Source organism: Roseovarius sp. MBR-51, assembly GCF_053628575.1.
Map to the genome: position 1 here is coordinate 286,293 of NZ_JBRJGQ010000004.1, position 24,343 is coordinate 310,635.

22 protein-coding genes are annotated in these 24,343 nt (G+C 62.7%); 10 read left to right on the forward strand and 12 right to left on the reverse strand.

The annotated features are described in order from the left end of the window. Positions 1-67: 67 nt before the first annotated feature. Both ilvC and ACSSVY_RS07910 read left to right on the forward strand, forming a co-directional pair. Positions 68-1,090, forward strand: a complete 1,023-nt coding sequence (gene ilvC / locus ACSSVY_RS07905; protein ID WP_454268859.1) for a ketol-acid reductoisomerase — start codon at positions 68-70, stop codon at positions 1,088-1,090. Positions 1,091-1,156: 66 nt separating this feature from the next. Next, positions 1,157-2,074 (forward strand): DMT family transporter, encoded by a 918-nt coding sequence (locus ACSSVY_RS07910; protein ID WP_454268860.1) that lies wholly within the window; start codon positions 1,157-1,159, stop codon positions 2,072-2,074. A 132-nt stretch (positions 2,075-2,206) separates the two neighbouring features. Here the strand turns inward: ACSSVY_RS07910 and folP are convergent, their stop codons facing one another. The 6 genes from folP to proS form a co-directional block, all read right to left on the reverse strand. Next, complete coding sequence (gene folP / locus ACSSVY_RS07915; protein WP_454268861.1) at positions 2,207-3,217, reverse strand: dihydropteroate synthase; 1,011 nt, start codon at positions 3,215-3,217, stop codon at positions 2,207-2,209. A gap of 174 nt (positions 3,218-3,391) precedes the next feature. Then, complete coding sequence (locus ACSSVY_RS07920) at positions 3,392-3,790, reverse strand: DUF4864 domain-containing protein (protein ID WP_454268862.1); 399 nt, start codon at positions 3,788-3,790, stop codon at positions 3,392-3,394. Positions 3,791-3,843: 53 nt separating this feature from the next. Then, positions 3,844-4,248: a c-type cytochrome gene (locus ACSSVY_RS07925; RefSeq protein ID WP_454268863.1), complete on the reverse strand. Its 405-nt coding sequence runs from the start codon at positions 4,246-4,248 to the stop codon at positions 3,844-3,846. A 71-nt stretch (positions 4,249-4,319) separates the two neighbouring features. Then, positions 4,320-5,003 (reverse strand): ABC transporter ATP-binding protein, encoded by a 684-nt coding sequence (locus ACSSVY_RS07930; RefSeq protein ID WP_454268864.1) that lies wholly within the window; start codon positions 5,001-5,003, stop codon positions 4,320-4,322. Beyond that, positions 4,996-6,282: a lipoprotein-releasing ABC transporter permease subunit gene (locus ACSSVY_RS07935; protein WP_454268865.1), complete on the reverse strand. Its 1,287-nt coding sequence runs from the start codon at positions 6,280-6,282 to the stop codon at positions 4,996-4,998. The genes ACSSVY_RS07930 and ACSSVY_RS07935 overlap by 8 nt, the downstream gene beginning before the upstream one ends. Before the next feature lie 289 nt (positions 6,283-6,571). After that, positions 6,572-7,927: a proline--tRNA ligase gene (gene proS, locus ACSSVY_RS07940; protein ID WP_454268866.1), complete on the reverse strand. Its 1,356-nt coding sequence runs from the start codon at positions 7,925-7,927 to the stop codon at positions 6,572-6,574. 169 nt (positions 7,928-8,096) lie between these two features. Between proS and ACSSVY_RS07945 the strand changes: the two genes are divergently transcribed. Further along, entirely contained in the window at positions 8,097-9,341 is a 1,245-nt protein-coding gene (locus ACSSVY_RS07945) for a cation:proton antiporter (RefSeq protein WP_454268867.1), read from the forward strand. A 60-nt stretch (positions 9,342-9,401) separates the two neighbouring features. Beyond that, positions 9,402-10,190, forward strand: coding sequence for a 23S rRNA (adenine(2030)-N(6))-methyltransferase RlmJ (locus ACSSVY_RS07950; protein WP_454268868.1), 789 nt, complete (start codon positions 9,402-9,404; stop codon positions 10,188-10,190). Between the two features lie 123 nt (positions 10,191-10,313). On the opposite strand, the gene ACSSVY_RS07955 is transcribed toward ACSSVY_RS07950, so the two are convergent. Together ACSSVY_RS07955 and ACSSVY_RS07960 are read right to left on the reverse strand one after the other, a co-directional pair. Then, complete coding sequence (locus ACSSVY_RS07955; RefSeq protein WP_454268869.1) at positions 10,314-10,466, reverse strand: hypothetical protein; 153 nt, start codon at positions 10,464-10,466, stop codon at positions 10,314-10,316. 93 nt (positions 10,467-10,559) lie between these two features. Beyond that, entirely contained in the window at positions 10,560-10,715 is a 156-nt protein-coding gene (locus tag ACSSVY_RS07960) for a hypothetical protein (protein ID WP_454268870.1), read from the reverse strand. A gap of 289 nt (positions 10,716-11,004) precedes the next feature. On the opposite strand from ACSSVY_RS07960, the gene ctaD reads away from it, so the two are divergent. The 4 genes from ctaD to mltG all read left to right on the forward strand — a co-directional run bounded on the left by ctaD (position 11,005) and on the right by mltG (position 16,362). After that, on the forward strand, positions 11,005-12,678 hold the full coding sequence (ctaD, locus tag ACSSVY_RS07965) for a cytochrome c oxidase subunit I (RefSeq protein WP_454268871.1): 1,674 nt from the start codon (positions 11,005-11,007) through the stop codon (positions 12,676-12,678). A 152-nt stretch (positions 12,679-12,830) separates the two neighbouring features. Further along, positions 12,831-13,760: a dihydroneopterin aldolase gene (locus tag ACSSVY_RS07970; protein WP_454268872.1), complete on the forward strand. Its 930-nt coding sequence runs from the start codon at positions 12,831-12,833 to the stop codon at positions 13,758-13,760. Between the two features lie 185 nt (positions 13,761-13,945). Next, positions 13,946-15,205 carry a beta-ketoacyl-ACP synthase II gene (fabF, locus tag ACSSVY_RS07975; RefSeq protein ID WP_454268873.1) on the forward strand — a complete coding sequence of 420 codons (1,260 nt, stop codon included), beginning with the start codon at positions 13,946-13,948 and terminating at the stop codon, positions 15,203-15,205. Next, positions 15,205-16,362, forward strand: a complete 1,158-nt coding sequence (gene mltG / locus ACSSVY_RS07980) for an endolytic transglycosylase MltG (RefSeq protein ID WP_454268874.1) — start codon at positions 15,205-15,207, stop codon at positions 16,360-16,362. The genes fabF and mltG overlap by 1 nt, the downstream gene beginning before the upstream one ends. A gap of 42 nt (positions 16,363-16,404) precedes the next feature. On the opposite strand, the gene ACSSVY_RS07985 is transcribed toward mltG, so the two are convergent. The 3 genes from ACSSVY_RS07985 to ACSSVY_RS07995 all read right to left on the reverse strand — a co-directional run bounded on the left by ACSSVY_RS07985 (position 16,405) and on the right by ACSSVY_RS07995 (position 20,127). Next, a complete protein-coding gene (locus ACSSVY_RS07985; protein WP_297781659.1) occupies positions 16,405-17,337 on the reverse strand; it encodes an ABC transporter permease in 933 nt (310 codons plus the stop codon). Beyond that, positions 17,330-18,337: an ABC transporter permease gene (locus ACSSVY_RS07990; RefSeq protein WP_454268875.1), complete on the reverse strand. Its 1,008-nt coding sequence runs from the start codon at positions 18,335-18,337 to the stop codon at positions 17,330-17,332. Before ACSSVY_RS07990 ends, ACSSVY_RS07985 begins: the two co-directional genes overlap by 8 nt. Before the next feature lie 89 nt (positions 18,338-18,426). Then, a complete protein-coding gene (locus ACSSVY_RS07995) occupies positions 18,427-20,127 on the reverse strand; it encodes a peptide ABC transporter substrate-binding protein (RefSeq protein ID WP_454268876.1) in 1,701 nt (566 codons plus the stop codon). Positions 20,128-20,428: 301 nt separating this feature from the next. Between ACSSVY_RS07995 and ACSSVY_RS08000 the strand changes: the two genes are divergently transcribed. Together ACSSVY_RS08000 and argE are read left to right on the forward strand one after the other, a co-directional pair. Continuing rightward, complete coding sequence (locus ACSSVY_RS08000) at positions 20,429-22,249, forward strand: ABC transporter ATP-binding protein (protein ID WP_454268877.1); 1,821 nt, start codon at positions 20,429-20,431, stop codon at positions 22,247-22,249. A gap of 2 nt (positions 22,250-22,251) precedes the next feature. Further along, the gene (gene argE / locus ACSSVY_RS08005) at positions 22,252-23,418 is read left to right on the forward strand and encodes an acetylornithine deacetylase (RefSeq protein ID WP_454268878.1); all 1,167 of its coding nucleotides are present in this window, start codon (positions 22,252-22,254) and stop codon (positions 23,416-23,418) included. A 9-nt stretch (positions 23,419-23,427) separates the two neighbouring features. Here the strand turns inward: argE and ACSSVY_RS08010 are convergent, their stop codons facing one another. Continuing rightward, positions 23,428-24,342 (reverse strand): FAD:protein FMN transferase, encoded by a 915-nt coding sequence (locus tag ACSSVY_RS08010; RefSeq protein ID WP_454268879.1) that lies wholly within the window; start codon positions 24,340-24,342, stop codon positions 23,428-23,430. Position 24,343 lies beyond the last annotated feature (1 nt).

Sequence of the window (24,343 nt, forward strand, 5' to 3'; positions counted from 1 at the left end):
GAATTCACATGCGTCTTTGCGCGCGGAGTCACTATGCTGCGCCTATCCAATAGAAGAGGAGAACGCCATGCGCGTCTATTACGATCGTGACTGTGACATCAACCTGATCAAAGACAAGAAAGTCGCCATTCTGGGCTATGGCAGCCAAGGCCACGCCCATGCGCTTAACCTGCGGGATTCAGGGGCAAAAAACCTTGTGGTGGCACTCCGTGAGGGATCGAAATCGGCCAAGAAGGCCGAGGCAGAGGGCCTCAAGGTCATGGGCATCGCAGAAGCGGCAGCCTGGTGTGATCTGATGATGTTCACCATGCCCGACGAATTGCAGGGCGAAACCTATCGCAAGTATGTGCATGACAACATCAAGCCCGGTGCGGCGATTGCATTTGCCCACGGTCTCAACATCCATTTCGGCCTGATCGAGCCGAAAGAGGGCGTCGATGTCATCATGATGGCGCCCAAGGGCCCCGGTCACACGGTGCGCGGTGAATATGTCAAGGGCGGCGGCGTGCCCTGCCTTGTGGCGGTCAACAACGATGCGTCCGGTAAGGCGTTGGAACTCGGGCTTTCCTATTGCTCGGCGATCGGCGGCGGGCGCTCGGGGATCATCGAGACCAACTTCCGCGAAGAGTGCGAAACTGACCTCTTCGGCGAGCAGGCTGTGCTCTGTGGTGGCCTTGTCGAACTGATCCGTATGGGCTTTGAGACGCTGGTCGAGGCGGGCTATGCCCCTGAAATGGCTTACTTTGAGTGCTTGCACGAGGTGAAGCTGATCGTCGATCTGATCTATGAGGGCGGCATCGCCAACATGAACTATTCGATCTCGAACACGGCTGAGTATGGCGAGTATGTCAGCGGTCCGCGTGTGCTGCCTTATGACGAGACCAAGGCGCGGATGAAGGCCATTCTGACCGATATTCAAACAGGTCGCTTTGTCCGTGATTTCATGACGGAAAACGCCGTTGGGCAGCCGTTCTTCAAGGGCACGCGCCGGATGAACGACGCGCATCAGATCGAAGAAGTCGGGGCCAAGCTGCGTGGCATGATGCCGTGGATTTCGGCGGGCAAGCTCGTAGATCAAGAGAAGAACTGAACCTATTGAAATATAAAGCGAAAGGGCATCCTTTGTGGGTGCCCTTTTGTGTATGAGGGAATGCCCATGCAAGAGATTTCAGCGCTCAACTGGTTGAGGATTGGTGCGTTGGGCATAATCTGGGGGGCGTCCTTCATGTTTGTCTCCGTCGCGTTGACCGGGGTGGGGCCGTTCTTTTTGGCGGCGGTGCGGATCGTGTTGGGGGCGGGGTTTCTGCTGTGCCTGCTGCGGATCAAGGGGCGGAAACTGCCACCTCTGCGACAGGGGAATGGTCAGAGAATTTGGCAATTTGCCCTGATCATGGCATTGTTTTCAAACGTTTTTCCTTTTATCCTTTTGTCTTGGGCACAACAATCCGTGGCCTCGGGGTTTGCCGGGGTCTGCATGGCGGCGGTGCCGCTCTTGATCTTGCCCTTGGCGCATTTTCTGGTGCCGGGAGAGCGGATGAGTTTGCGCCGGTTGGTGGGGTTCGTGCTCGGGACCGTGGGCGTCGTGGTTCTGATCGGTCCGGAGGCTTTCACGTCGACCGGTAAGGATCTGGAATCCTTGGCAAGATTGGCCTGCCTAGGTGCTGCGGGCGGCTATGCGATCGGCTCGATTGCGACGCGGTTGTCGCCGGAAGTGGACCGTTTGTCCCTGTCCGCCTTGGTTCTGATGCTGGCTGCGGGGATTATCGTGCCGGTGGCGATGGTGGTCGAGGGTTGGCCTACGATGTTGAATATGAAGAGTTTATTGGCCCTCCTCTATCTTGGTGTCTTGCCCACAGGGGTGGCGCAATTGTTGTTGGTGCAGGTCAATCGCGAGGCAGGGCCGAGTTTCTTTAGTCTTGTCAATTACATGGTGCCGGTCTGGTCGGTGATCCTTGGCGCTCTGGTCTTGTCCGAGGCGCTGCCGCCGAGTTTGTTGGCGGCGATGACGTTGATCTTGATCGGTGTCGGGATGAGCCAATGGGGCGCGTTGCGGCGGGTGTTTGGCCGGGGGTGATGCGTACAGGCGGTACATTTTCGGGCGCGAAATGCACGCAATCGCGTCCATCGTCGCAAAATGTAAGCTTTTGGTAACTATTCCCGGATTATCTTTGGTTAAGTGTCAAGCGAAGGTCTGATTCAGACAAGCTCAAAATCGAGGAGCAGAGAGTGTTGCACGCCAGAGATCGAACGCCGCGCGGGTTGCGGCCACGTCATGCACGCGCAGGATCTGAACGCCCTGCGCAAGACCTCCCAAGGCGACGGCGATTGAACCGGGGACGCGGTCGGCGGCGACCGGGGTTCTGCTGATGTCGCCAATAAAGCGTTTGCGCGACGCACCGAGCAGGATGGGGCAGCCGAGGCTGTGAAAGAGCGAGAGGTTTTGCAGGAGGGTCAGGTTATGCGCCACGGTCTTGCCAAAGCCGATGCCGGGGTCGGTGATGATCTGGGTGCGGGGGATGCCCAAGGCGGTGAGCGCCTCGATCCGGGCTGCGAGCCAGTCGTAGACATCGAGCAGCACGGTGTCATAGCACGGGTCGGCCTGCATGGTTTCGGGCGTGCCCTGAGCGTGCATCACGCAAACGGGCAGGGCGTGGGTCGCGGCAAAGGGGGCGAGGGCGGCATCATAGGTAAAGCCTGCCACATCGTTGATCAGGTTGGCCCCCGCTGCATGGGCGGCACTGGCCACTGGCGTCTTGCGGGTGTCGATGGAGATGGGGGTGGTGAGGCCCGCGCGCAGGGCCGCGATCACCGGGGCGGTGCGGGCGATTTCATCCTCGATGGGCACCGGGGCCGCGCCGGGGCGGGTGGATTCGCCGCCCACGTCAAGAATGCTGGCCCCATCAGCCGCCATCTGCCGGGCATGGGCGAGCGCGATCTCGGGATCGAAATGCCGCCCGCCATCGGAAAAGCTGTCCGGGGTGACATTGAGAATACCCATGATCTGGGGCGTGGCCATGTCGAGCGAGACGATGGGCGCACGGGGGGTGGTGAGGTGGTGCAGCGCGTCGGTTGGCAGGTCTGAGGCGGGCATCAGAGAGGAGGGTGCGCCTCGGTCCAGCACCTCGACCGTATCGAACCAGCACCAGCCGCCGGCAAGGGTCAAGGCGCCGGTTGGGCGGGCAGGATCGGTGCGGGGGATCGGGCGGTAATAGGGCATGAGCGACCTCGGAACGACGCGGAGCGTTGAACCGGTGAGGTAAGCGGGTGCGGTCGCGGGGTCAAGGCCGAGGATGGGGCCGAGGTTGGGGCCGGAGAGAGGACCCGTGATGGGGCTAAAGATTGGGCCAGAGAGAGGGCCATAGATTGGGCCTGCAATGGGGCGGATGCAGGCTCAGGCGGTGGCGTCAGGCGCAGGCGTGACCCGCACGCCATTGATGCGCCAGCCGTCCGGGGTTTCGACCATCTCGTATTCAACGATCCAGCCCGCGCCGGTCGCATCCCGCAGGCTCACGCTCTGCCAGAGTTTGCCGGCGATGTCCTTGGCGTCGAGAAAGATGACATCGGACGGTTTCCACACCATCGGATAGCCATCGCGCACCATCGCGCCGAATTGCTCCGGGGTGCCGAATCTTTGCTGAATAAAGGGCGTGGCGTAGCCATAGGCGCGCGCCACGTCCTGTGCCAGAAATGCCTCGATCTGGGCGGAAATGACGGCCCGCGCGCCCTCATCGGCCCGCAGGGGAGCGGCCAGACCAAGGGCCATAACCAGAGACAGGAGCAGATACCGCATGGCGCACCTCCGTTTCGGATAGAGATAGCCCTGCGCTGGCCTGCGTCAACTGGTCAGGATTTTTGCAACCCTTGCAGATAGGTCACCAGATCGACAACCGGTTGGCTGGTCAGGATCGTCTGGCCGCGTTCGGTCGTGAGCCCGATATCGCGATCCTCGAAGAAACTGCCGTAGATCGGCATCGGGCTGCCATGCGAGACCAGCGGGTCACGCCCGTCAATCCGGCGCACCACCCGTTCGACGGGGAACAGTCCGTTGTTCTTGGCCTGCAACATGGTCAGGTCTGTCGGCTGCACCGAGAGGACCGCTTGCATCGGTCCCATTCCGGTGGCGTCCAGCCCGTGACAGGCGGCGCAATAGCGCTCATAGGTTTGCTCGCCCGCGCGCGTGTCCTGCGCCTGTGCGGGGTGCATCAGGCTGAGGGTGACGAGTGTCAATGTGCAGAATGTCGCCCGCATACGTGGTCTCCTTGCTGCTGATCATGTTTCTGGATGGTGCCTGATTTTCGGGGCACGCACCTTGATCCACATCAGCCTGGCACGACCTGACCCTGATCCAATCGCAAGATGCGGTCCATCCGGGCGGCCAGATCAAGGTTGTGGGTGGCAATGAGGGCCGAGAGGCCGGTGCCGCGCACCAGCCCTGTGAGCGCCTCGAACACCTGATCCGACGTGCCGGGATCGAGGTTGCCGGTGGGTTCATCCGCCAAGAGCACGCGGGGGGAATTGGCCAGCGCCCGGCAAAAGGCCACGCGCTGTTGCTCGCCCCCCGACATGGCCGATGGCCGATGCCCGGCGCGCGGCCCAACGCCCACCTGTTCCAGCAGCTCTTGCGCGCGCAGTTCGGCGGTGCGGCGGGCAATGCCATTGGCCAGTTGCGGCAACACGACGTTTTCCAGCGCGCTGAACTCGGGCAGCAGATGGTGGAACTGATAGACAAAGCCCACCTCTTGCCGCCGCACCGCTGTGCGTCGCCGGTCATTGAGGCCGGTCATGTCCTCAGCCCCGATTTCGACCCGGCCTGCGTCGGGCGTATCGAGCAGCCCTGCGATATGCAGCAGTGTCGATTTGCCCGCGCCGGAGGGGGCGACCAGCGCCACCATCTCGCCGCGTGCGAGGGTCAGGTCGACGCCGTTCAAGACCCGCACCTCAGAGCTGAGGCCGCGATTGTAGATTTTCTCGACGCCCGTCAGGCGCAGCATCGCGTCACTCATAGCGCAGCGCCTCCACCGGGTTCATCCGGGCCGCACGCCGCGCCGGAAAGATCGTGACCACGAAAGACAGGCTGAGCGACAGCATCACCGCCGACATCACATCCTCGGCGCGCAGTTTTGCGGGCAGGTGATAGATGCCGCGAATGGAGGGGTCCCAGACCTGACCGCCCATTGCCATGTTCACAAAGCCAAAAATCGGGTCGATGTAAAAGGCAAAGAGGCAGCCGAGGATCACGCCCATGGCCGTGCCGATCATGCCGGTGAAGGCGCCGCAGATGAAGAACACTCGCAGAATAGACCCCTCTGTCAGGCCCATGGTGCGCAGGATGCCGATGTCGCGGCCCTTGTTCTTGACCAGCATGATGAGGCCGGAGGTGATGTTCATCGCGGCGATCAGCACGAGGATCGACAGGATCACGAACATCACGTTATCCTCGACCTCAAGGGCGCGCAGGAAAGAGCCGCTGGCGTCTTGCCACGTCCAGAGCATTGCGCGCTCGCCCGCCGCCTGCAGGAGCGGCAGGGTCAGAGTGTCCACGGTTTCGGGGTCTGAAACCATCACCTCGAGTTCGTCGGCGCGGCCATCGCGGTTGAAGAAACTCTGTGCCTCTTTGAAGGGGAGATAGGCGCGGACCCGGTCGATGTCGTAGCGCCCGGCGGAAAAGATATAGACCACCTCATAGGCATTGACGCGGGGGCTGGTGCCCAGGGGCGTCTTGACCCCGTTGGGAGAGATGAGCTTGATCCGGTCACCCACGGTGATGGCCAATTCCTGCGCCACGCCGGAGCCTATGGCGATGCCTTGGGAAAAGCGCGCGATGTCACCTTGGGAGGTTTCGGGATCGGCGACGCGGGGAATGGTTTGTAGATCCTCGGGCGTGATGCCATAGACCTGCACACCGGCGTTGCGGTCACTGGCATTGGCCATGACCTGACCCTTGATCAGGGGCGCGACGCGCGTGACGCCGGGGACGGCGCGCACGCGCTCGGCCATGGCGGCATAATCCTCAAGGCTGCGATCCACCCGGCCCGAGGCATCGACCGAGCCGGAGTTGTAGACCGTCACATGGGCATTTGCCCCGAGGATCGTATCGACGAATTCCGCGCGAAAGCCCGAGCGCACGGCAAGCGTGGCGATGAGGGCAAAGACCGCGAGCGTGATGCCGATGAGGCTGATCCAGGTCATGACGCTGACGCCGCCCTCGGCCCGCTTGGCGCGCAGATAGCGCCAGGCGATCATCCATTCGAAGGCAGCAAAGGGGGCGGGAGATCTGGCCATTGCGGCTCCTTGGTCTTGGGTTGGGCGGAGAGTGGGGGTTTCGGGTGGGGGCGTCAAGGGAGGGGGAGGCAACCTCAGCCCCCAGTGTTGAGCGGCGCGGTGCCCGACCGCCGGGGGGGCGCACCTACCTCGTCGGCTGGCATTTGATGCCTGCAAGACACTCCCGTGTTTTCCGAATGTTCAAACGTCACAAAGGCGCCCGCCCGAGGGGGCGGTCGGGCGCCGCGCGGCGGTGCCTGCGGCACCTTGATTCCGCGCTTTAGTGCCCACCGCGCGCGCCCTCACACCCTCACAAACTCGGTCGCAGCACATGCCCCGCGTAGATCTGCGCCAGCCTTTCCACCGCAGCTTCGGGCGGCAGTTCTTCGCTTATACCCGTGCGGCGGCAGGTCAATTCGACCACGCCATTCTTGAGCCCGCGCGGCCCCACGGTGATCCGCCACGGCAGGCCGATGAGGTCCATCGTGGCAAACTTGCCGCCCGCCCGCTCGTCGCGGTCATCGTAAAGCGGCTCCATTCCCAGAGCCACCAGCGAGGCATAAAGCGCCTCGCAGGCGGCATCGGCCTCGGCATCGCCTTGCTTCAGGTTGACGATCCCGGCATGGAACGGCGTGACGCCTTCGGGCCAGATGATGCCCTTGTCGTCATGGTTGGCCTCGATGATCGCGCCGATCAGACGGCTGACGCCAATACCATGGCTGCCCATATGGACGGGCACAGATTTGCCATCCGGCCCCTGCACATTGGCGCCCATCGGCTCTGAATATTTGGTGCCGAAGTAGAAAATCTGTCCCACCTCGATGCCCCGGCTGGCACGACGTCGCGCCTCGGGGATGGCGTCATAGAGCGCCGCATCATGCGTCTCGTCGGTGCGCGCATAGGGCGTGGTCCATTCGGTGACGATGGCCGCGCATTCCGCGCGGCTGCTGTAATCCACCACACGCTCGCCAAGGCTCAAGTCGGTGATGGCACTGTCGTAGAACACCTCCGACTCGCCGGTATCGGCCAGCACGAGGAATTCATGCGTGTCGTCGCCCCCAATCGGCCCGCTATCCGCCCGCATCGGAATGGCCTGAAGCCCCATCCGCTCATAGGTGCGCAGATAGCTGACCATGTGGCGGTTATAGGCATGCAGAGCGTCTTCCTTGGTCAGGTCGAAGTTATACCCGTCCTTCATCAGGAATTCGCGCCCGCGCATGACGCCAAAGCGCGGGCGCACCTCGTCGCGGAACTTCCACTGGATGTGGTAGAGCGTGAGCGGCAGGTCTTTGTAGCTGCCGACATGCGCCCGGAAAATATCGGTGATCAACTCCTCGTTGGTCGGACCATAGAGCATGTCGCGATCGTGCCGGTCCTTGATCCGCAGCATTTCCGCGCCGTAATCGTCATAGCGCCCGGACTCGCGCCACAGGTCCGCCGATTGCAGCGTCGGCATCAGCACCGGAATATGCCCGGCGCGCACCTGTTCTTCGTGCACGATGTTTTCCAGTTTGCGCAGGATCTTGAAGCCCAAGGGCAGCCAGGAATAGATCCCGGCACTGGCCTGCTTGATCATCCCCGCCCGCACCATCAGCCGATGCGAGGCAATCTGCGCCTCTGCGGGGGTTTCCTTGAGAACGGGCAGAAAATAACGGCTCAGACGCATGGGCAGGGCACCTTTGGGATGAAATGCTTGGTTGCCCCCGAGTATCCTAGGGCGGGGAGCGCCGCAAGCGTTGAGCGGTTTGGCGCGGTCTCTGGGCGTGCGTCAACTGGCCGTTGCGGGTATTTCCCTATAGGAGAGGCGGTATTACAGGCGAGGATCGACGCGAGACATGCAGAACGAACCCTTTTTTGCTCTGAATTCCTATCACATCGCGCTGGCTGTGATCGGCCTGACCGTGATTGCCGCGCGGTGGCTGCCGCGGCTGGTGTCGAACCGCGAACCGGCGTCCGCGCCGCTGATGATCCTGTTCGGCGCGGCGGCGACGCTCTTGATCCCCGGACTGCCGACAGTGCCGGACCCGCGTCAGACGCCGCTGCCGTGGGAGTTGTTGAGCGAACTGACCGTGATCGTGGCGTTGTTCGGCACCGGCATGCGCATCGACGGCCTGCGTCCTTGGAGGCGCTGGATGCCGACGGTGCGCCTGCTGGCTATCGCAATGCCGCTGACGATACTGGCCATCGCTCTCCTCGGGATTGGTTTGGCCGGGCTTACGCTCGCCGGGGCGATCCTGCTGGGGGCGGTGCTGGCGCCGACCGATCCGGTGCTGGCCGCCGATGTGCAGGTGGGACCGCCGCAAGAGGGGGGGGAGCATCCGGTGCGCTTTACCCTGACCACGGAGGCCGGTCTGAATGACGGTCTGGCGTTTCCGTTTGTGTATCTCGGTTTGATCGTGGCGGTCGAAGGGGTGAACCCAGGAGCCTGGGCCGTGGAGTGGCTGTTGCGCGATGTCGTCTATCGGATCGTTCTGGGGGTTGCGATGGGGTGGCTCGGGGGGCGGGCCTTGGGCTATATCCTGTTCTCGGTGCCCAAGGATGCCGCGCTCGCGGAAACCAGCTCGGGGATCATTGCGCTGGCGGGGGTTCTGCTCTGTTACGGGTCGACCGAATTGATCGAGGGGTATGGTTTCATTGCCGTCGCGGTCATGGGGCTGACCCTGCGGCGCATCGAGACGGAGCATCATTTCCATCGGCGGCTGCACGATTTCTCGGACTCCATCGAGCATGCGTTGACCGCCGTCCTGCTTATTGCGCTGGGGAGCGTGATGCCGCTGCTGTTCGTGGACCTGAGGTGGGTTGATGTGGGCATGGCGGCGCTGCTCATTCTGGTGATCCGACCGCTGGCGGGCTGGGTGGCGCTCTGGGGATCGGATCTTGACCGTCGGAGCCGGGCGGTGGTGTCCGTCTACGGGGTGCGCGGCATCGGCTCGATCTACTATCTCTGCTACGCGGCGGGCCATGTGGATTTCGCCAATGAGGCGCAATTGTGGTCCCTGATCGCCTTGGTCATCCTGATTTCCACCATCTTGCACGGATTCAGTGTTGGGCGGGCCATGGACGGTCTCAAGGACGGGTAAGAGCGGGGGTGTCTTGCGCGGGCCTCTTCCCCAATCCCGTCGCACCTGCTACCAGCCCGCATGCTCAGTTATCAGCACCATTATCACGCGGGCAATCCGGCGGATGTTCACAAGCACGCAAGCCTCGCGTGGGTGCTGGACTATCTTTGCCAAAAGGACAAGCCGCTCAGCTATATCGAGACCCATGCCGGGCGGGGCCTCTATGATCTGGGCGATGCGGCGGCGCTGAAAACCGGCGAGGCGGCGCAGGGCATTGGGCGGCTTGAGGCGGGGTTTGATCCCGATCACCCCTATCGGCGCTGCCTGACCCTGACCCGCGCGGCGCATGGCGCCACCGCCTATCCCGGTTCGCCGCTGATGGCAGCCCTTGCCTTGCGCAGCGTGGACAGCCTGCATCTGGCCGAATTGCACCCCGGAGAGCACGCGCATCTGCGCCGCAATCTGGCGGGGTATGACGTGAAAATCCGCCAGCAGGACGGGTTCGAGATGGCGCAGGAGATTTGCCCGCCGACGCCCCGGCGCGGGATCTTGCTGGTCGATCCCAGTTACGAGGTGAAGACCGAATACGAGAGCATTCCCCGGCACCTGACCCAGATCGCCCGCAAATGGAATGTGGGTATTCTCATGCTCTGGTATCCGATCCTGACCAGCGGGGCGCATGAGGGGATGCTGACCCATCTCGGCGCGGCCTTCCCCGAGGGCCTGCGCCACGAGGTCCACTTCCCCCCGGTGCGCGCCGGGCACCGGATGCTGGGCTCCGGCCTCTTCGTGGTCAACCCGCCCTATGGGCTGGAGGCGGAATTGGCGCGGATAACAGAGGTGTTCGCGGGGAGAGCACGTTGCGTCTGATCGGGTTCATATCGCCCCGGCCCCCGAGCCGGGGCCTCTACGCTGCCTCGGAGAGGTCCCGGGTCAAGCCCGGGACGTGCGTGGTTTCGATGGGGCGCAACACGCCCGAGGGGGTGACGCCCCTTACAAATCCAACGCCCCTTGCGCGCCCCGGTCCTCTTCGCGCGCCGCGCGCATGAACGTGTCATCACGCCGCGCGGGTAGGCGCACGGCCATCATGGCGAGATAGGCCATCATGTCATTCTCACCCAGAAATGACCGCATCGCGCGGAGCATTTCCGCCGCCGCCCCAATGCCCGAGCGCAGAACATCGCCAAACGCCGCTTCCGCCGCGTCGGTCCAATGCCAAGTATCATCAAACGCCTCGATCTACGCCGCAGACTCATTCCCCGCCGGGCCGCGAAACAGCACGTTATAGCTGGCATTGGAATTGAACGGGGGATCGAGATAGACCAAATCCACGCTCTCGCTTTTGATGCTCTCGCGCAGCACGCTCAGATTGTCGCCGTAATAGAGGTGATTCATCGCGCCCGCCCGCCTGCTCTGCCCCGCCATCATGGTCCGGGTCTGGTTAATACAGAGTTTAGGCGCGCAGATGGGCGGCTGTCCATGCCTTGCCGCGCGCGAAAATGCCCCCCAATCCGCCCGTCATCCCCCGCCCCAACCGCAAGGGGGTGCGACAAAATTCTTTGATCTGCATCAATTTCGCGCATTGCCGCGCCCCCCCGGACATTCTAAAACCCAAAAAGATCACGGGCATGTGGGACTCAATCGTTCTGCATGCCGCGGCACTTACACCAGCAGGAGGCAGCCAATGGCAGATGCAGCCATTCACGGCCACGAACACGAAGATCAGCGCGGGTTTTTCACCCGGTGGTTCATGTCCACGAACCACAAGGATATCGGTATCCTCTATCTGATCGTCTCGGCATTCGTTGGCCTGATCTCGGTCACGTTCACCGTTTATATGCGGATGGAACTGATGGAACCGGGCGTTCAATACATGTGCATGGAAGGCGCGCGGTTCATCGCCTCTGATGTCGCAAGCTGCACGCCCAACGGCCACCTCTGGAACGTGATGATCACCTATCACGGCGTTTTGATGATGTTCTTTGTCGTCATTCCGGCGCTCTTTGGTGGGTTTGGCAACTATTTCATGCCGTTGCAGATCGGCGCGCCGGATATGGCGTTTCCGCGCATGAACAACCTGTCGTTCTGGCTCTATGTTGCGGGAACCTCGCTGGGTGTGGCCTCGTTGCTCGCTCCGGGTGGCAATGGTCAGCTTGGCTCGGGTGTGGGCTGGGTGCTCTATCCGCCGCTCTCGACGAATGAGGCGGGCATGTCGATGGACCTCGCGATTTTCGCGGTCCACGTGTCGGGTGCAAGCTCGATTCTGGGTGCGATCAACATGATCACCACCTTCCTCAACATGCGCGCGCCGGGTATGACGCTCTTCAAGGTGCCGCTGTTTTCCTGGTCGATCTTTGTCACGGCCTGGCTGATCCTGCTCAGCCTGCCGGTTCTGGCGGGGGCGATCACCATGCTTCTGACCGACCGCAATTTCGGGACCACCTTCTTTGATCCCTCGGGCGGCGGCGATCCGATCCTCTATCAGCACATCCTTTGGTTCTTTGGCCACCCGGAAGTGTACATCATCATCCTGCCCGGTTTCGGCATCATCAGCCATGTGATCGCCACCTTCTCGCGCAAGCCGATCTTTGGCTATCTGCCGATGGTGTGGGCGCTGATTGCGATTGGGGTTCTGGGCTTTGTCGTCTGGGCGCACCACATGTATACGGTGGGCATGTCGCTGACCCAGCAGAGCTATTTCATGCTGGCGACGATGGTCATCGCGGTGCCGACAGGCGTCAAGGTGTTCTCTTGGATTGCCACCATGTGGGGCGGCTCGATCGAGTTCAAGACGCCCATGCTCTGGGCCTTTGGGTTCCTCTTTCTGTTCACCGTCGGCGGCGTGACCGGCATCGTGCTCAGCCAGGCCGCGATCGACCGCGCCTATCACGACACCTATTATGTCGTGGCGCATTTCCACTATGTGATGAGCCTCGGCGCGGTGTTTGCCATCTTTGCGGGGATCTACTTCTACTTCCCCAAGATGACCGGGCGCATGTTGCCGGAGTGGGCCGGAAAGCTGCACTTCTGGGCGATGTTCATCGGTGCGAACCTGACGTTCTTCCCGCAGCACTTCCTGGGACGTCAGGGCATGCCGCGTCGCTATATCGACTATCCGGAGGCCTTTGCGGTCTGGAACTGGTGGTCGTCGATTGGAGCATTCTTGTCCTTTGCCTCCTTCGTGTTCTTTATAGGTCTGGTGTTTTACACGCTGCTGCGCGGCGCTCGTGAGACCCGGCCGAATCCGTGGAACGAATACGCCGACACGCTGGAATGGACCCTGCCGTCGCCGCCGCCGGAGCATACGTTTGAGACGCTCCCCAAGCGCGAAGACTGGGACAAGCAGCACGCCCACTAAACGGGACGACAAGATACGGCAAAGGCCCCGGACATATCCGGGGCCTTTTGCGTTGCGGCTGCCGCGCGGCGTTCCCCGACTGTCGCATTCGCCCTTTCAAGGGCTTTAGTCCGCATGCTATCCCCTTGCCCAAGTTACGCAGGAACCATGCCATGACCCAAGAAATCCGCCTCGCTTTTGAGCATCCGTCGGCCCGCGCGCGCGCCACCTCGCCCGATGGGCCACTGGATCGCATTTCGGTGCGCGACCATGTGGTCGCGGTCGAGATCGGTGCCTTTCAGGCCGAGCGGGGCACGACGCAGCGTATTTGCTTTAATGTCGTGGTCGAGGTGCGCCCGCTGACCGATGCCATCGAGGATGATGTGGACCGCATCCTGAGCTATGACAAGGTAACAGAGGCGATTGCCGCCGAACTGGCGGAGGAGCGGTTGAACCTGCTGGAAACCCTCGCCGAGCGCATTGCCGAGCGCATCCTGTGGGAGCCGCAGGCGGTGCGCACCTTTGTGCGGATCGAGAAACTGGACCGGGGACCGGGGGCGCTTGGTGTCGAGATCGTGCGCTCGGTTAATGACCTCAAGACCAAGCCGATCACGCCGCATGCCGCCACCACGCCGCATCCGCATGTGGTGTTCCTGACCAATACCGCGATCCGCTCGCCCAATCTTGGCCGCTGGCTCGACCAGCTCGAGGCGCGGGCAGAGCCGGTGATCCTCTGCGTCGGACGCGCCGATCAACCCGCGCCACGGACCGGGCACCGGATGACGCAACGTCGCGTGGATCTCTTGGCGATGGAGCAGAATGCATGGGTGCTGGCGGGGCGCGATGAGCGTTGCGTCGTTGTGGCCACCCGGACCGAGCTGGATTGGTCGATGAAACACGGGCAGATCAGCGTTTGGGCCCCGTCCAAGATCGTGCTTGACGCGGTGGATGGGCCGGGGGTGGCGACGGATGATCCGGTGGCGCTTGCGGCATGGTTTGCGGGGTATATCGAGGCGTCGGATCTGTTGATGATCGGAGAGGCTCCGCCGAAGTCCTGCCGTGTGCCGGTGCTGTTTCAGGACGTGGCGCAATCGGGTCTGTGACAGACGGTTATTGGCACCGCCCTGGGCGGAGACCTGGCCACTGGTGACCATCACATCCAAGTCAACGCAGCCTGTTTTGCCCCCTTGACCAGCAAGGCCATGCGCGGGACGGTGTGATGCTCTTGCTCCTTGGGGCAAAGCCGGGGTAAGAGCAGCAAAAGCACAACCAAGGGAGAGGGAGCATCATGCGGCGTGTCGTTGTCACAGGTATGGGTCTGGTGACCCCGCTGGCCGATGGGGTCGAACTGACTTGGAGTCGTCTTTTGGCGGGTCAATCAGGGGCGGGGACGATCATCCGATTTGACCCGGTCAATGTGGTGACGAAATACGCCTGCCAGATCCCCTTGGGCGATGGCACCGATGGCACCTTTCACGCTGATAAATACATGGAGCCGAAAGAGCGCCGCAAGGTCGATGATTTCATCCTCTATGGCATTGCCGCAGCCCAGCAGGCGGTCGAGGATTCAGGCTGGATGCCCGAGGATGAGGCCGCGCGCGAGCGTACCGGCGTCATGCTGGGATCGGGCATCGGCGGGCTGCGCTCGATCGAGGAAACGGCGGGCATTATCCGCGAAAAAGGCGTGCGGCGGGTGTCGCCGTTCTTTATCCCCGGCGCGCTGATCAACCTGATCTCGGGTCAGGTGAGCATTCGGTATGGCTTCAAAGGCCCGAACCATTCGGTCGTGACCGCCTGCGCCACGGGCGCGCATGCGATTGGCGATGCTGCGCGGCTCATTCAATGGGGCGATGCGGATGTGATGGTGGCGGGTGGGGCCGAGGCCTCGATCTGCGAAATCGGGATTGCCGGGTTCAACGCCTGCAAGGCGCTCTCGACCAAGCGCGCGGATGATCCAAGGGGTGCAAGCCGCCCCTATGACGTGGACCGCGACGGGTTTGTCATGGGCGAGGGGGCGGGTGTCGTGGTGCTTGAGGAATACGAGCATGCCAAGGCGCGGGGCGCTAAAATCTATGCCGAGATTCTGGGCTATGGTCTCTCGGGGGATGCCTATCACATCACAGCGCCGTCCGAGACGGGCGATGGCGGGTTCCGCGCGATGCAGGCGGCGCTGAACCGTGCCGGTCTGACCGCGTCGGATATTGATTATGTCAACGCGCATGGCACATCGACCATGGCGGATACCATCGAATTGAAGGCGGTCGAGCGGCTCTTGGGCAATGCGGCGGCGAATGTGACGATGAGTTCGACGAAATCCTCGGTCGGGCATCTCTTGGGTGCTGCGGGCGCTGTCGAGGCGATCTTTTGCATTCTGGCGATCCGCGATCAGGTGGCCCCGCCGACGATCAATCTGGACAATCCGGCGGTGGAGACCCCGCTTGATCTGGCCCCCAATGCCAAGCGTGAGCGCAAGATCGACGTGGCGCTCTCCAACAGCTTTGGCTTTGGCGGCACCAATGCGGCGCTGATTGTCGGGAAACCGCGCTGATGTGGCGACACATCGTTTCAAATTTCCTGACGCTGCTGGTGGTGGCGGTGTTTCTGCTCGGGGGGGTCATCCTCTGGGGGCAACAGCAATATTCGGCCAATGGTCCGCTCTCGGATGCGATCTGTTTGCGGGTCGATCCGGGCAGCACGATGCGGCGCGTGTCGTCGCAATTGGAAGCGGAGGGCGCGGTCAGCAGTGGCGCGATTTTCCGCATCGGCGCGGAATATGGGGACAAGACCGGGCTGCTCAAGGCCGGAAGCTGGCTTATCCCTGAAGCGGCAAGCATGGCTGAGATCACGGATCTGATCACACGCGGCGGGGCCAGTACCTGTGGCACCGAGGTGGTGTACCGTTTGGGCGTGACCAGTTCGGAGGTGGTGGTGCGCGAATTGGATGCGGCGACGGGGCGGTATGAGGAACGCGCCAAGTTCGATCCCGCCGCCGAGGGCGAGGTTCCGGCAGAGTTTACGCAAGTGCGCGAACAGGCCGATACGCGGTATCGCGTGGCCTTGGCCGAAGGGGTCACAAGCTGGCAGGTGGTCGAGGGGCTGAAGGCGGTCGATGTCTTGACCGGCGAGGTGGCCGAGGTGCCGCCTGAGGGCACGCTGGCCCCCGACAGCTATGAGGTGAGTGCGGACGATACCCGCGAGAGCGTTTTGGTGCGGATGAGCGAGGCGCAAGCGGTCATTCTGGCAGAGGCCTGGCAGGGGCGGGCCGAGGGGCTGCCGCTCGAGTCTGCGCAAGAGGCGTTGATCCTTGCGTCGATCATCGAGAAGGAAACCGGCGTTGCGGATGAGCGGCGGCAGGTGGCCAGCGTCTTTGTCAACCGGCTCAACCGGGGGATGCGGCTTCAGACTGACCCGACGGTGATTTATGGTGTGACCGAGGGCAAGGGTGTGTTGGGCCGGGGTCTGCGGCAGAGCGAATTGCGCGGCGCAACGCCGTGGAACACCTATGTGATCGAGGGGCTGCCGCCCACGCCCATCGCCAATCCGGGCCGCGCCAGCATAGAGGCGGCGGTGAACCCGGATAGCACGGAATACGTGTTCTTTGTGGCCGATGGCTCTGGGGGCCATGCCTTTGCCGAGACATTGGATGAGCATAACCGCAACGTCGCCCGCTGGCGCGAGATCGAGGCGGAGCGCGGGAATAACTGAGGGGGTGGGGCTCAAGCCCCCGCGCGGCGTATCCCGTCTCCCTCACCGCCCCCTGATCCTCGGGTCCAGCGCGTCGCGCAACCCGTCGCCCATGTAGTTGATCGACAGCACCGTGAGCGAGATGCCAAGGCCGGGCCAGAAGACGCGCTCGGGGTAGTCCTGTAGATACTGCGTGGCGTCATTGAGGAGCCGCCCCCATGTCGGGAAATCGGGCGGAAAGCCCAAGCCAAGGAAGCTGAGCGCGCTCTCAGTAATGATCGCATTGGCGATGCCCAGCGTGGCCGAGACCATGATCGGCGACATCACATTGGGCAGGATGTGCCGGGTGATGAGGCCGAAATTTGTCGTGCCGATGGAGCGCGCCGCGAGGATGAATTCACGCTCTTTCAGCGCCAGCACATCGCCGCGCACAATGCGGGCGGTGGGCATCCAGCTTGTCACGCCGATGGCCACCACGATCAGGATGAAAATGCCCCGCTCGGGACCGAAGGTACCGTTGAGCGCCTCGCGGAACAAGAGCACCATCACGAGCAGGAGCGGCAGAAGCGGCAGCGACAGGAAGAGGTCCGTGAGGCGCATGAGCGGCCCGTCGAGCCGGCGGAAGAAGCCTGCGAGCACGCCCACAAGTGAGCCGAGCACCAACGCCAGCAACATCGCCGTCAGACCCACCGCAATCGAGGTCTGCCCGCCGGCCATCATCCGCGCCAGCGTATCGCGGCCCAACTGATCGGTGCCAAAGGGATGGGCCCAGCTTGGCCCCTGATTGCGGGCGCGGATGTCGATGAAGGTGGCGTCATAGGGCCAGACATGGGGTCCGATGAACACGGCGACGATGATAAGTACAAGGATAACCCCCCCGGCGAGGGCGCCCCGGTGGCTCTTGAACTGGTCCCAGACATCGCGCCATTGGCTACGTGGCGGGGCGGTGGGGCCGGTATCGGCGAGGGCCACGATGGGTTTGGGGGTCTCAGTCATAACGTATCCTCGGGTCGAGCACGCCGTAGAGCACATCGGCTATGATGTTGAAGAACACGATCAGCACCGCGATGATAAAGGTCACGGTCTGCACCATCGGCAGGTCATTCGCCTGAATGGCGGTGATCAGGAGCTGGCCGAGGCCGTTCACCTTGAATATCTGTTCGGTGATGATCGCCCCGCCAAAGATCGACGGCACGCCGAGGGCGATGACCGTGATCACCGGGATCATCGAGTTGCGCAGCACATGCACCATGACCACTGACCATTCCGAAAGCCCCTTGGCGCGGGCGGTGCGCACATAGTCCTGATTGAGATTGTCGAGCATCGAGGCGCGCATGAAGCGGCTGATCTGTGCGGTTGTTTGCAGGGCCAGCACCATCACCGGCATGACCATCTGCATCAGTTGCAGTTTGAACGTCTGCCAATCGACCACCACCAGCGTGGTGTCATAGATCGAGGGCAGCCAGCCCAGTTGCACCGAAAAGATGACGATCACCAGCACGCCGGAGAAAAAAGGCGGCACCGAATAGCCGACCATGGTGATGAAGGTGCCGGTCTGATCGAACACGGAATATTGCCGGTAGGCGGAATAGATGCCGATGGGCAGGGCAATCAGGATACCCACGACATAGGACATGGCCACCACCCAGAGGGTTTGCGGCATGCGCTGCACGACCACATCCATCACCGGGGAGCGGAATTGCCAGCTCAGCACGCGCTGTTGGCCTTCGGCCAAGGCCGTGCCAAACAGCCAGTCGAGGAACATCATCGGCTCGACCACGAAGAATTGCCACATCCATTTGACAAAGCGGATATGGGTGGGTTCGCCCAGCCCCAGCGCCAGACGCATCTTTTCCTTGACCTCGGGCGGCACGGTCAGCGGCACCTGTGCCATCGGGTCGCCGGGGGCCAGTTCGAGCAGGAGAAAGATCACGAGGCTGATAAACAGCAGCGTCGGGATCGCGAGGACAAGCCGTCGGATCGTATAGGTCAGCATGCGCGGCGCCTTATGCGGTCGTTCTTATCGTTGTCGGGCAAGCAAGGTGCCGCCCCGGAGGTGATCCGGGGCAGCCAGTCCGGATCAGATCACTTGATCCGGAACCAGTCCGCAGCGTTCCAAAGCTCGGTGTCCCAGGTGTTCAGCTCGACCCCGCCCAGCGTGTTGGAGCGGGCCGAAACGCGGCCACGGTCCACCAGAGGCACGATGGTGTAGCTGTCCTTGGTCAGCATGTCGTTGAGGGTTTTGGCGATTTCCGCGCGCTTTTCCAGCTCTGCGGTGCGGCCCAGTTCCTTGATCAACTCGTCATAGGCCGGGTCGCAGAAGCGGTTGATATTCTCGCCTTGCCACTGGGTTTCGGGGCGCGGTGCCTTGTTGCAGGTGTAGCCTGCCAGATAGGACTGCGGATCGGTGCCGTCAAAGTTGTTGGCGTACATTTCCACATCGGCGTAGAATTTCGGGAAGGTGTCGGGGCTGCCCGGATCGCTGCCGAAGAAGACGGAGGCCGAGATATTGCGCAATTCGGTTTCGACACCGATTTCGGACCACCACTGTTTGATCAGGGCCTGAAAATCCTGACGCACGGCATTGGTCGAGGTCTGATAGAGCAGCGACAGTTTCTTGCCGTCTTTTTCGCGGATGCCGTCCCCGCCAACGGTCCAGCCTGCCTCTTCCAAGAGCGCCTTGGCGCCTTCGATATCCTGCACCAAGCAGTCGGTGTTGTCGGAGGCAAAGATTTCCGGTGCGGGCACCAGATTGCAGGTGGCGCGGCCTGCTTTGCCATAGCCCACTTCGACCAGCAATTCGCGGTCAATTGCCATTGAGAGCGCCTGACGCACGCGCATGTCGGTCAGGATCGGGTGCGGGTGCTTGGCGGTGGCGCGTTCGCCCTCGGGCAGGTCGGGCGAGGGGTCGGTCATGTTCATCTCGATCCGCTCGACCAGCGTGCCAAAGGCCGACATGGCCACGCCCTTGCCCGCCGCCTCCATATTGGCGATGACGTCGGGGGCGAGTTGCAGGTTCCAGGCATAGTCGAATTCGCCGGTTTCCAGCACCGCGCGCCCCGCCGCCGTGGCATCGCCACCGCCCTTGAAGGTCATGGTGGCAAAACGCGGCTTGGCCGGGTCGCGGTAATTCGGGTTGGCCGAGAGCGAGATCACGTCATTGGGGCGGAATTCGTCCACCTTGAACGGGCCGGTGCCGATGGGCGAGAAATTCGCATCGGTGCATTCCGGGGCCTTGGGGCCAAGACACTCGGCGAATTGCGCGGCTTGAATGATCGGGGCCTGACCGCCCATAAACGGGCCATAGGGCACCGGGGTGGGCTGTGAGAAGTTGACCTTGACCGTCAGGTCGTCGATGACCTCGACCGAGGACACGCCTTCGTATTTACCAAGCTGGGCGCAGCCGCCCTCGGGGTGCATGCAGTATTCGGCGGTGAATTTCACGTCTGCTGCGGTGAAGGGCGTGCCATCTGACCACAGGATGCCCGGCTTGATTTTCCATGTGATGGAGGTGAGATCCTCGGACACGCCGCCATTGGAGACGGTGGGGATTTCTTCGGCCAGATAGGGGATCATCTCGCCCTTGGTGTTGTAGCGGCCCAAGGGTTCGATCACGAGGCTGGCGGCCTCGACCTCTTTGGTGCCGCCTGAGAGATAGGGATTCATGATCGAGGGCGCTTGCCAATAGATCAGGTTGACGTGGCCATCCGCGCCGCGCTCTGCCATCGCGACAGAGGCGAGGCTGGTGGCGGCGGTCGCGCCAAGGAGTAGGGATTTCAGGGTCATGGGTTTGGTCTTCCTCCGGTGTTGGACAGCGGTTTGGTGTGCCATCTCATTCGCTTTTTTCCCGGCGCGTCAGGGACGCGAGCGGGCGAGTGCCGCAAAGAGAAGCCGCCCACACCGTCGGTGTCAGGCTGTCGCATCCCCGGACGACATGGGGTATCTCAGACTGGATACGTTTAAATTGCAAGCATTCCATTTGGGCGTGTGCTCAAAGGAGCATCACAATCCCCGTGTTATTTGACTCGGAGGCGGCAAAGTGAGTAGCGTTTGAGCAGTGTTCCCCAAAGTGGAGAGGTCGCGGCGCATGCTGGATACCCCGATTGTCCGGATCGAGAATCTCCGGGTTGAGTTCGAGACACGGGATGGGCCGGTTGTTGGGGTCGAGGATGTCTCCTTTACAGTCAATGCCGGTGAGACCGTGTGCATCGTCGGTGAATCCGGATCGGGCAAGTCGGTGTCGTCGCTGTCGCTGATGCGGCTGGTGGAATATGGTGGCGGCACGATTGCCGGCGGGCGGATGATCTTTGACCGCAAGGAGGGGGGGGCTGTCGATCTGGCCCAGACGGATCAAAGCCTGATGCGCACGATCCGGGGCAATGAGATCGGGATGATCTTTCAAGAGCCGATGACGGCGCTCAACCCGGTGTTCACCGTGGGGCGGCAATTGTCCGAAGGGTTGCGGGTGCATCGCGGGTTGAGCAAGGCAGAGGCACGGGCGCGGGCGCTGGGCCTGCTGCGCGAGGTTCGCATTCCCGAGCCGGAGCGGCGGCTTGATCAATATCCCCACGAATTGTCGGGCGGTATGCGACAGCGGGTGGTGATTGCCATGGCGCTGGCCTGCGCGCCGCGCCTGTTGATTGCAGATGAACCGACGACGGCGCTTGATGTGACGATTCAGGCCGAGATTCTGGCGCTGATTGACCGGCTCAAGCGCGAGACCGGGACGGCGGTGGTGTTCATCACCCATGACATGGCGGTGGTGGCGCAGATGGCTGACCGGGTGGTCGTGATGTTTCGCGGCAACAAGGTCGAAGAGGGCACGGTCGAGCAGATATTCGAGGCCCCGGCACATGAGTATACCCGCGCGCTCTTGGCCGCTGTGCCGAAACTTGGCGAGATGCGGGGCAAGGCCTATCCCGAGCCGATGCGCCTGTTGGGGTCCGATGCGCATGAGATCAAGCCGATCATGGGCTACGATGACGAATTGTTGCATGTCAGCGGCTTGACCACGCGGTTCCCGGTCAAGGGCGGGTTCTTTCGCCGGACACTGGCCAATGTGCATGCGGTCGAGGATGTGTCGTTCACGTTGTCACGCGGGCGCACGCTGAGTCTTGTGGGGGAATCGGGCTGTGGCAAATCCACCGCGGGGCGGTCGACCCTGCGGCTGATCGAGCCAACCTCGGGCGAGGTGCGGCTGGGCGGAGTGGATATCATGGCGCTTACGCCGCCCGAGTTGCGCCGCGCGCGGGTGGATATGCAGATGGTGTTTCAAGATCCCTTCGCCAGCCTCAATCCGCAGATGAAGTTGGCGGCACAGGTGGCGGAACCGATGAAGAACTACGGGCTGGTGTCAGGGTCCGAGATCGAAGACCGGGTGGCGATGCTCTTTGACCGGGTGGAATTGCCGCGCTCTTTCCTGCGCCGGTTTCCGCATGAATTGAGCGGCGGACAGCGGCAGCGGGTGGCGATTGCCCGCGCGCTAGCGCTCAATCCCAAGCTGATTGTCGCGGATGAGGCTGTAAGCGCGCTGGATGTGAGCGTGCAGGCGCAGGTGCTCAACCTGATGATGGAATTGCAGGCGGATCTGGCGTTGAGCTACGTCTTTATCAGCCATGACATGGCGGTGGTTGAGCGGGTGAGCCATGACGTGGGCGTCATGTATCTGGGCCGGATCGTGGAGCGGGGGCCGCGCGCGGCAGTATTCGAGAACCCGCAGCATCCCTATACGCAAGCGCTGATGAAGGCGGTGCCGATTGCCGATCCACGGCGGCGGAAATCCGAAAAGGACCTGAATTTCAAGCCGATCCCCTCGCCCATCCACCGGGTCGGGTATGAGCCGGGACCGTCGGTATATAAAGAGGTTGATCCGGGGCATTTTGTGCTGACCTCCGAGAGCGGGTATTGAGCATGGCAGACCGTTGGACGCCGTTCGAAATCATGGAACGGCTGGTGGGTTTTCCCACTGTTAGCCGGGACAGCAATCTGCCGTTGGTTGACTGGGTCGAGGATTATCTGAGCAGTCACGGGATAGACTCGCATCGCCATTATGACGAGACCGGCGAGAAGGCGGCTATTTTCGCGCATGTCGGGCCGGAGGTGGCGGGCGGTGTCGTCCTCTCCGGTCATACCGATGTGGTGCCGGTGGATGGTCAGCCTTGGGCCAGCGATCCCTTTGCCGTGGTGGAGCGCGACGGCAAATATTTCGGGCGCGGCTGTTGTGACATGAAGGGGTTTGACGCGTTGGCGATCTGGGCGCTGGTCGAGGCGCAGCACGCCGGTGTGGCGCGGCCCCTGCAACTGGCGCTGAGCTATGACGAGGAAGTGGGCTGTGTCGGTGCGCCGCCGATGATCGAGCGGATGCTGGAGGTGCTGCCGCGGGCGGATCTGGCGATCATCGGCGAGCCGTCGATGATGCAGGCGGTGACGGGGCACAAGGGCGGGCTGGGCTATGAGGTGCATATGGTGGGGTTCGAGGTGCATAGCTCGATCATGCATCGCGGGGTCAATGCGATCATGGCGGCGGCGCCCTTGATCGACTGGGCCAATGTTCAGAACGCCGAGAACCGCGCGCGCAGGCCTTCGGAACTGGCGTCGATGTTCGAGCCGCCCTGGACCACCTTGCATGTGGGCACCATCGTGGGTGGCACGGCGCATAACATCACCGCCAAGGATTGCCGGTTCGGCATGGATTTCCGGGTTGTGCCGGGTGAGGACCCGGAAGACTGGGGGCGGCGGTTCGAGGCGCGGGTGGCTGAGGCCGAGGCCGACATGCGGGCGGTGCATCCGGATGCCCGGATTGATCTGCGGCCCAAGTTTCAGGTGCCGGGGTTGAAACCCGAAGAGGCGGGCGCGGCAGAGGGTTTGGTGCGGCAGATCACCGGCGACAATGGGCGCCATGTGGTCAGCTACGGCACCGAGGCCGGGCAGTTTCAGGAGCGCGGGTATTCTGCGGTGATCTGTGGTCCCGGCGACATTGCGCAGGCGCATCAGCCGGATGAGTATATCACCGTGGCACAGTTCGAGGCAGGGCATGATTTCATGCGCGCGTTGTTGGAGCGGCTCAAGAGCGCGTGAGAAACTGGCTCAGGTGGGGGCGAGATGCACCACCTTTGCGCCGTTGAGAGAGGAAGCTGCGGCGTCTATTTCTTCTTTTGACATCAGGCACATGGCGGTGCTGAGGGCGTCGGCGAGTGCTGCGCTGTCGGCGGTGACGCTGATGAGGTGCCAGCGTGGTGTTGCGGGTTTGCCGGTCCGGGGATCGAGGATATGGCCTGCTGTGGCGTCTGCATCAAAGACGGTGCCCAAAGGCGCGGAGGAGGCCAGAGCGCGGTCGCGCAGCCCGATTTGCGGGCGGTCGGGCGCGTCGAGCGTCACCGGCCAGTCACCGCCCTGCGGATTGCCGCCAAGGGCGCGCAATTCGCCGGTGTCGATCAGGATGTCGCTCAACCCTTCGGCCTGCAAGAGATGGGCGATGCGGTCGGCGATATAGCCCTGTGCGATGCCATTGAGCGTGAGCGCCATGCCGGGGCGCAGGGAGATGGCATCGGCGTCATAGCGCAGATCGGCCCATGTTCCATAGGCGCGGGCGGTGGCGATGTCAGCCTCTGCGGGGGCATGGCCCGCGCTGTAACTGCGGGCGTAGAGATCCCAGAGCGGTTGCACGCTTGGGTCAAAGAGCCCGCCTGTTGCGCGGTGCGCGGCAGCGGCCAGAGACAGGCAATCCAGCAACTCGAAAGGCGGCGCGGCGAGATGACCGGTGGCGTTGAGCTGGCTGAGCGCAGAGGTCGCGCGGTAGAGGCTGAAGACCTGTTCCAGCCGTTCAATCTCGGCGCGGGCGCTCTTGGTGATCCGCTCCGCCGCAGGATGGCTGAGCGTGATCGTGGCGCGTGCGCCAAGGGCGGTGCCCTGCCAGCGATAAAGTGGCGTCGCCTGAGCCCTGTGGCCAAAGGCGAGCGTTGCGGCGGAGATGCTCAGGAAACGGCGGCGAGAGAGGGTCATG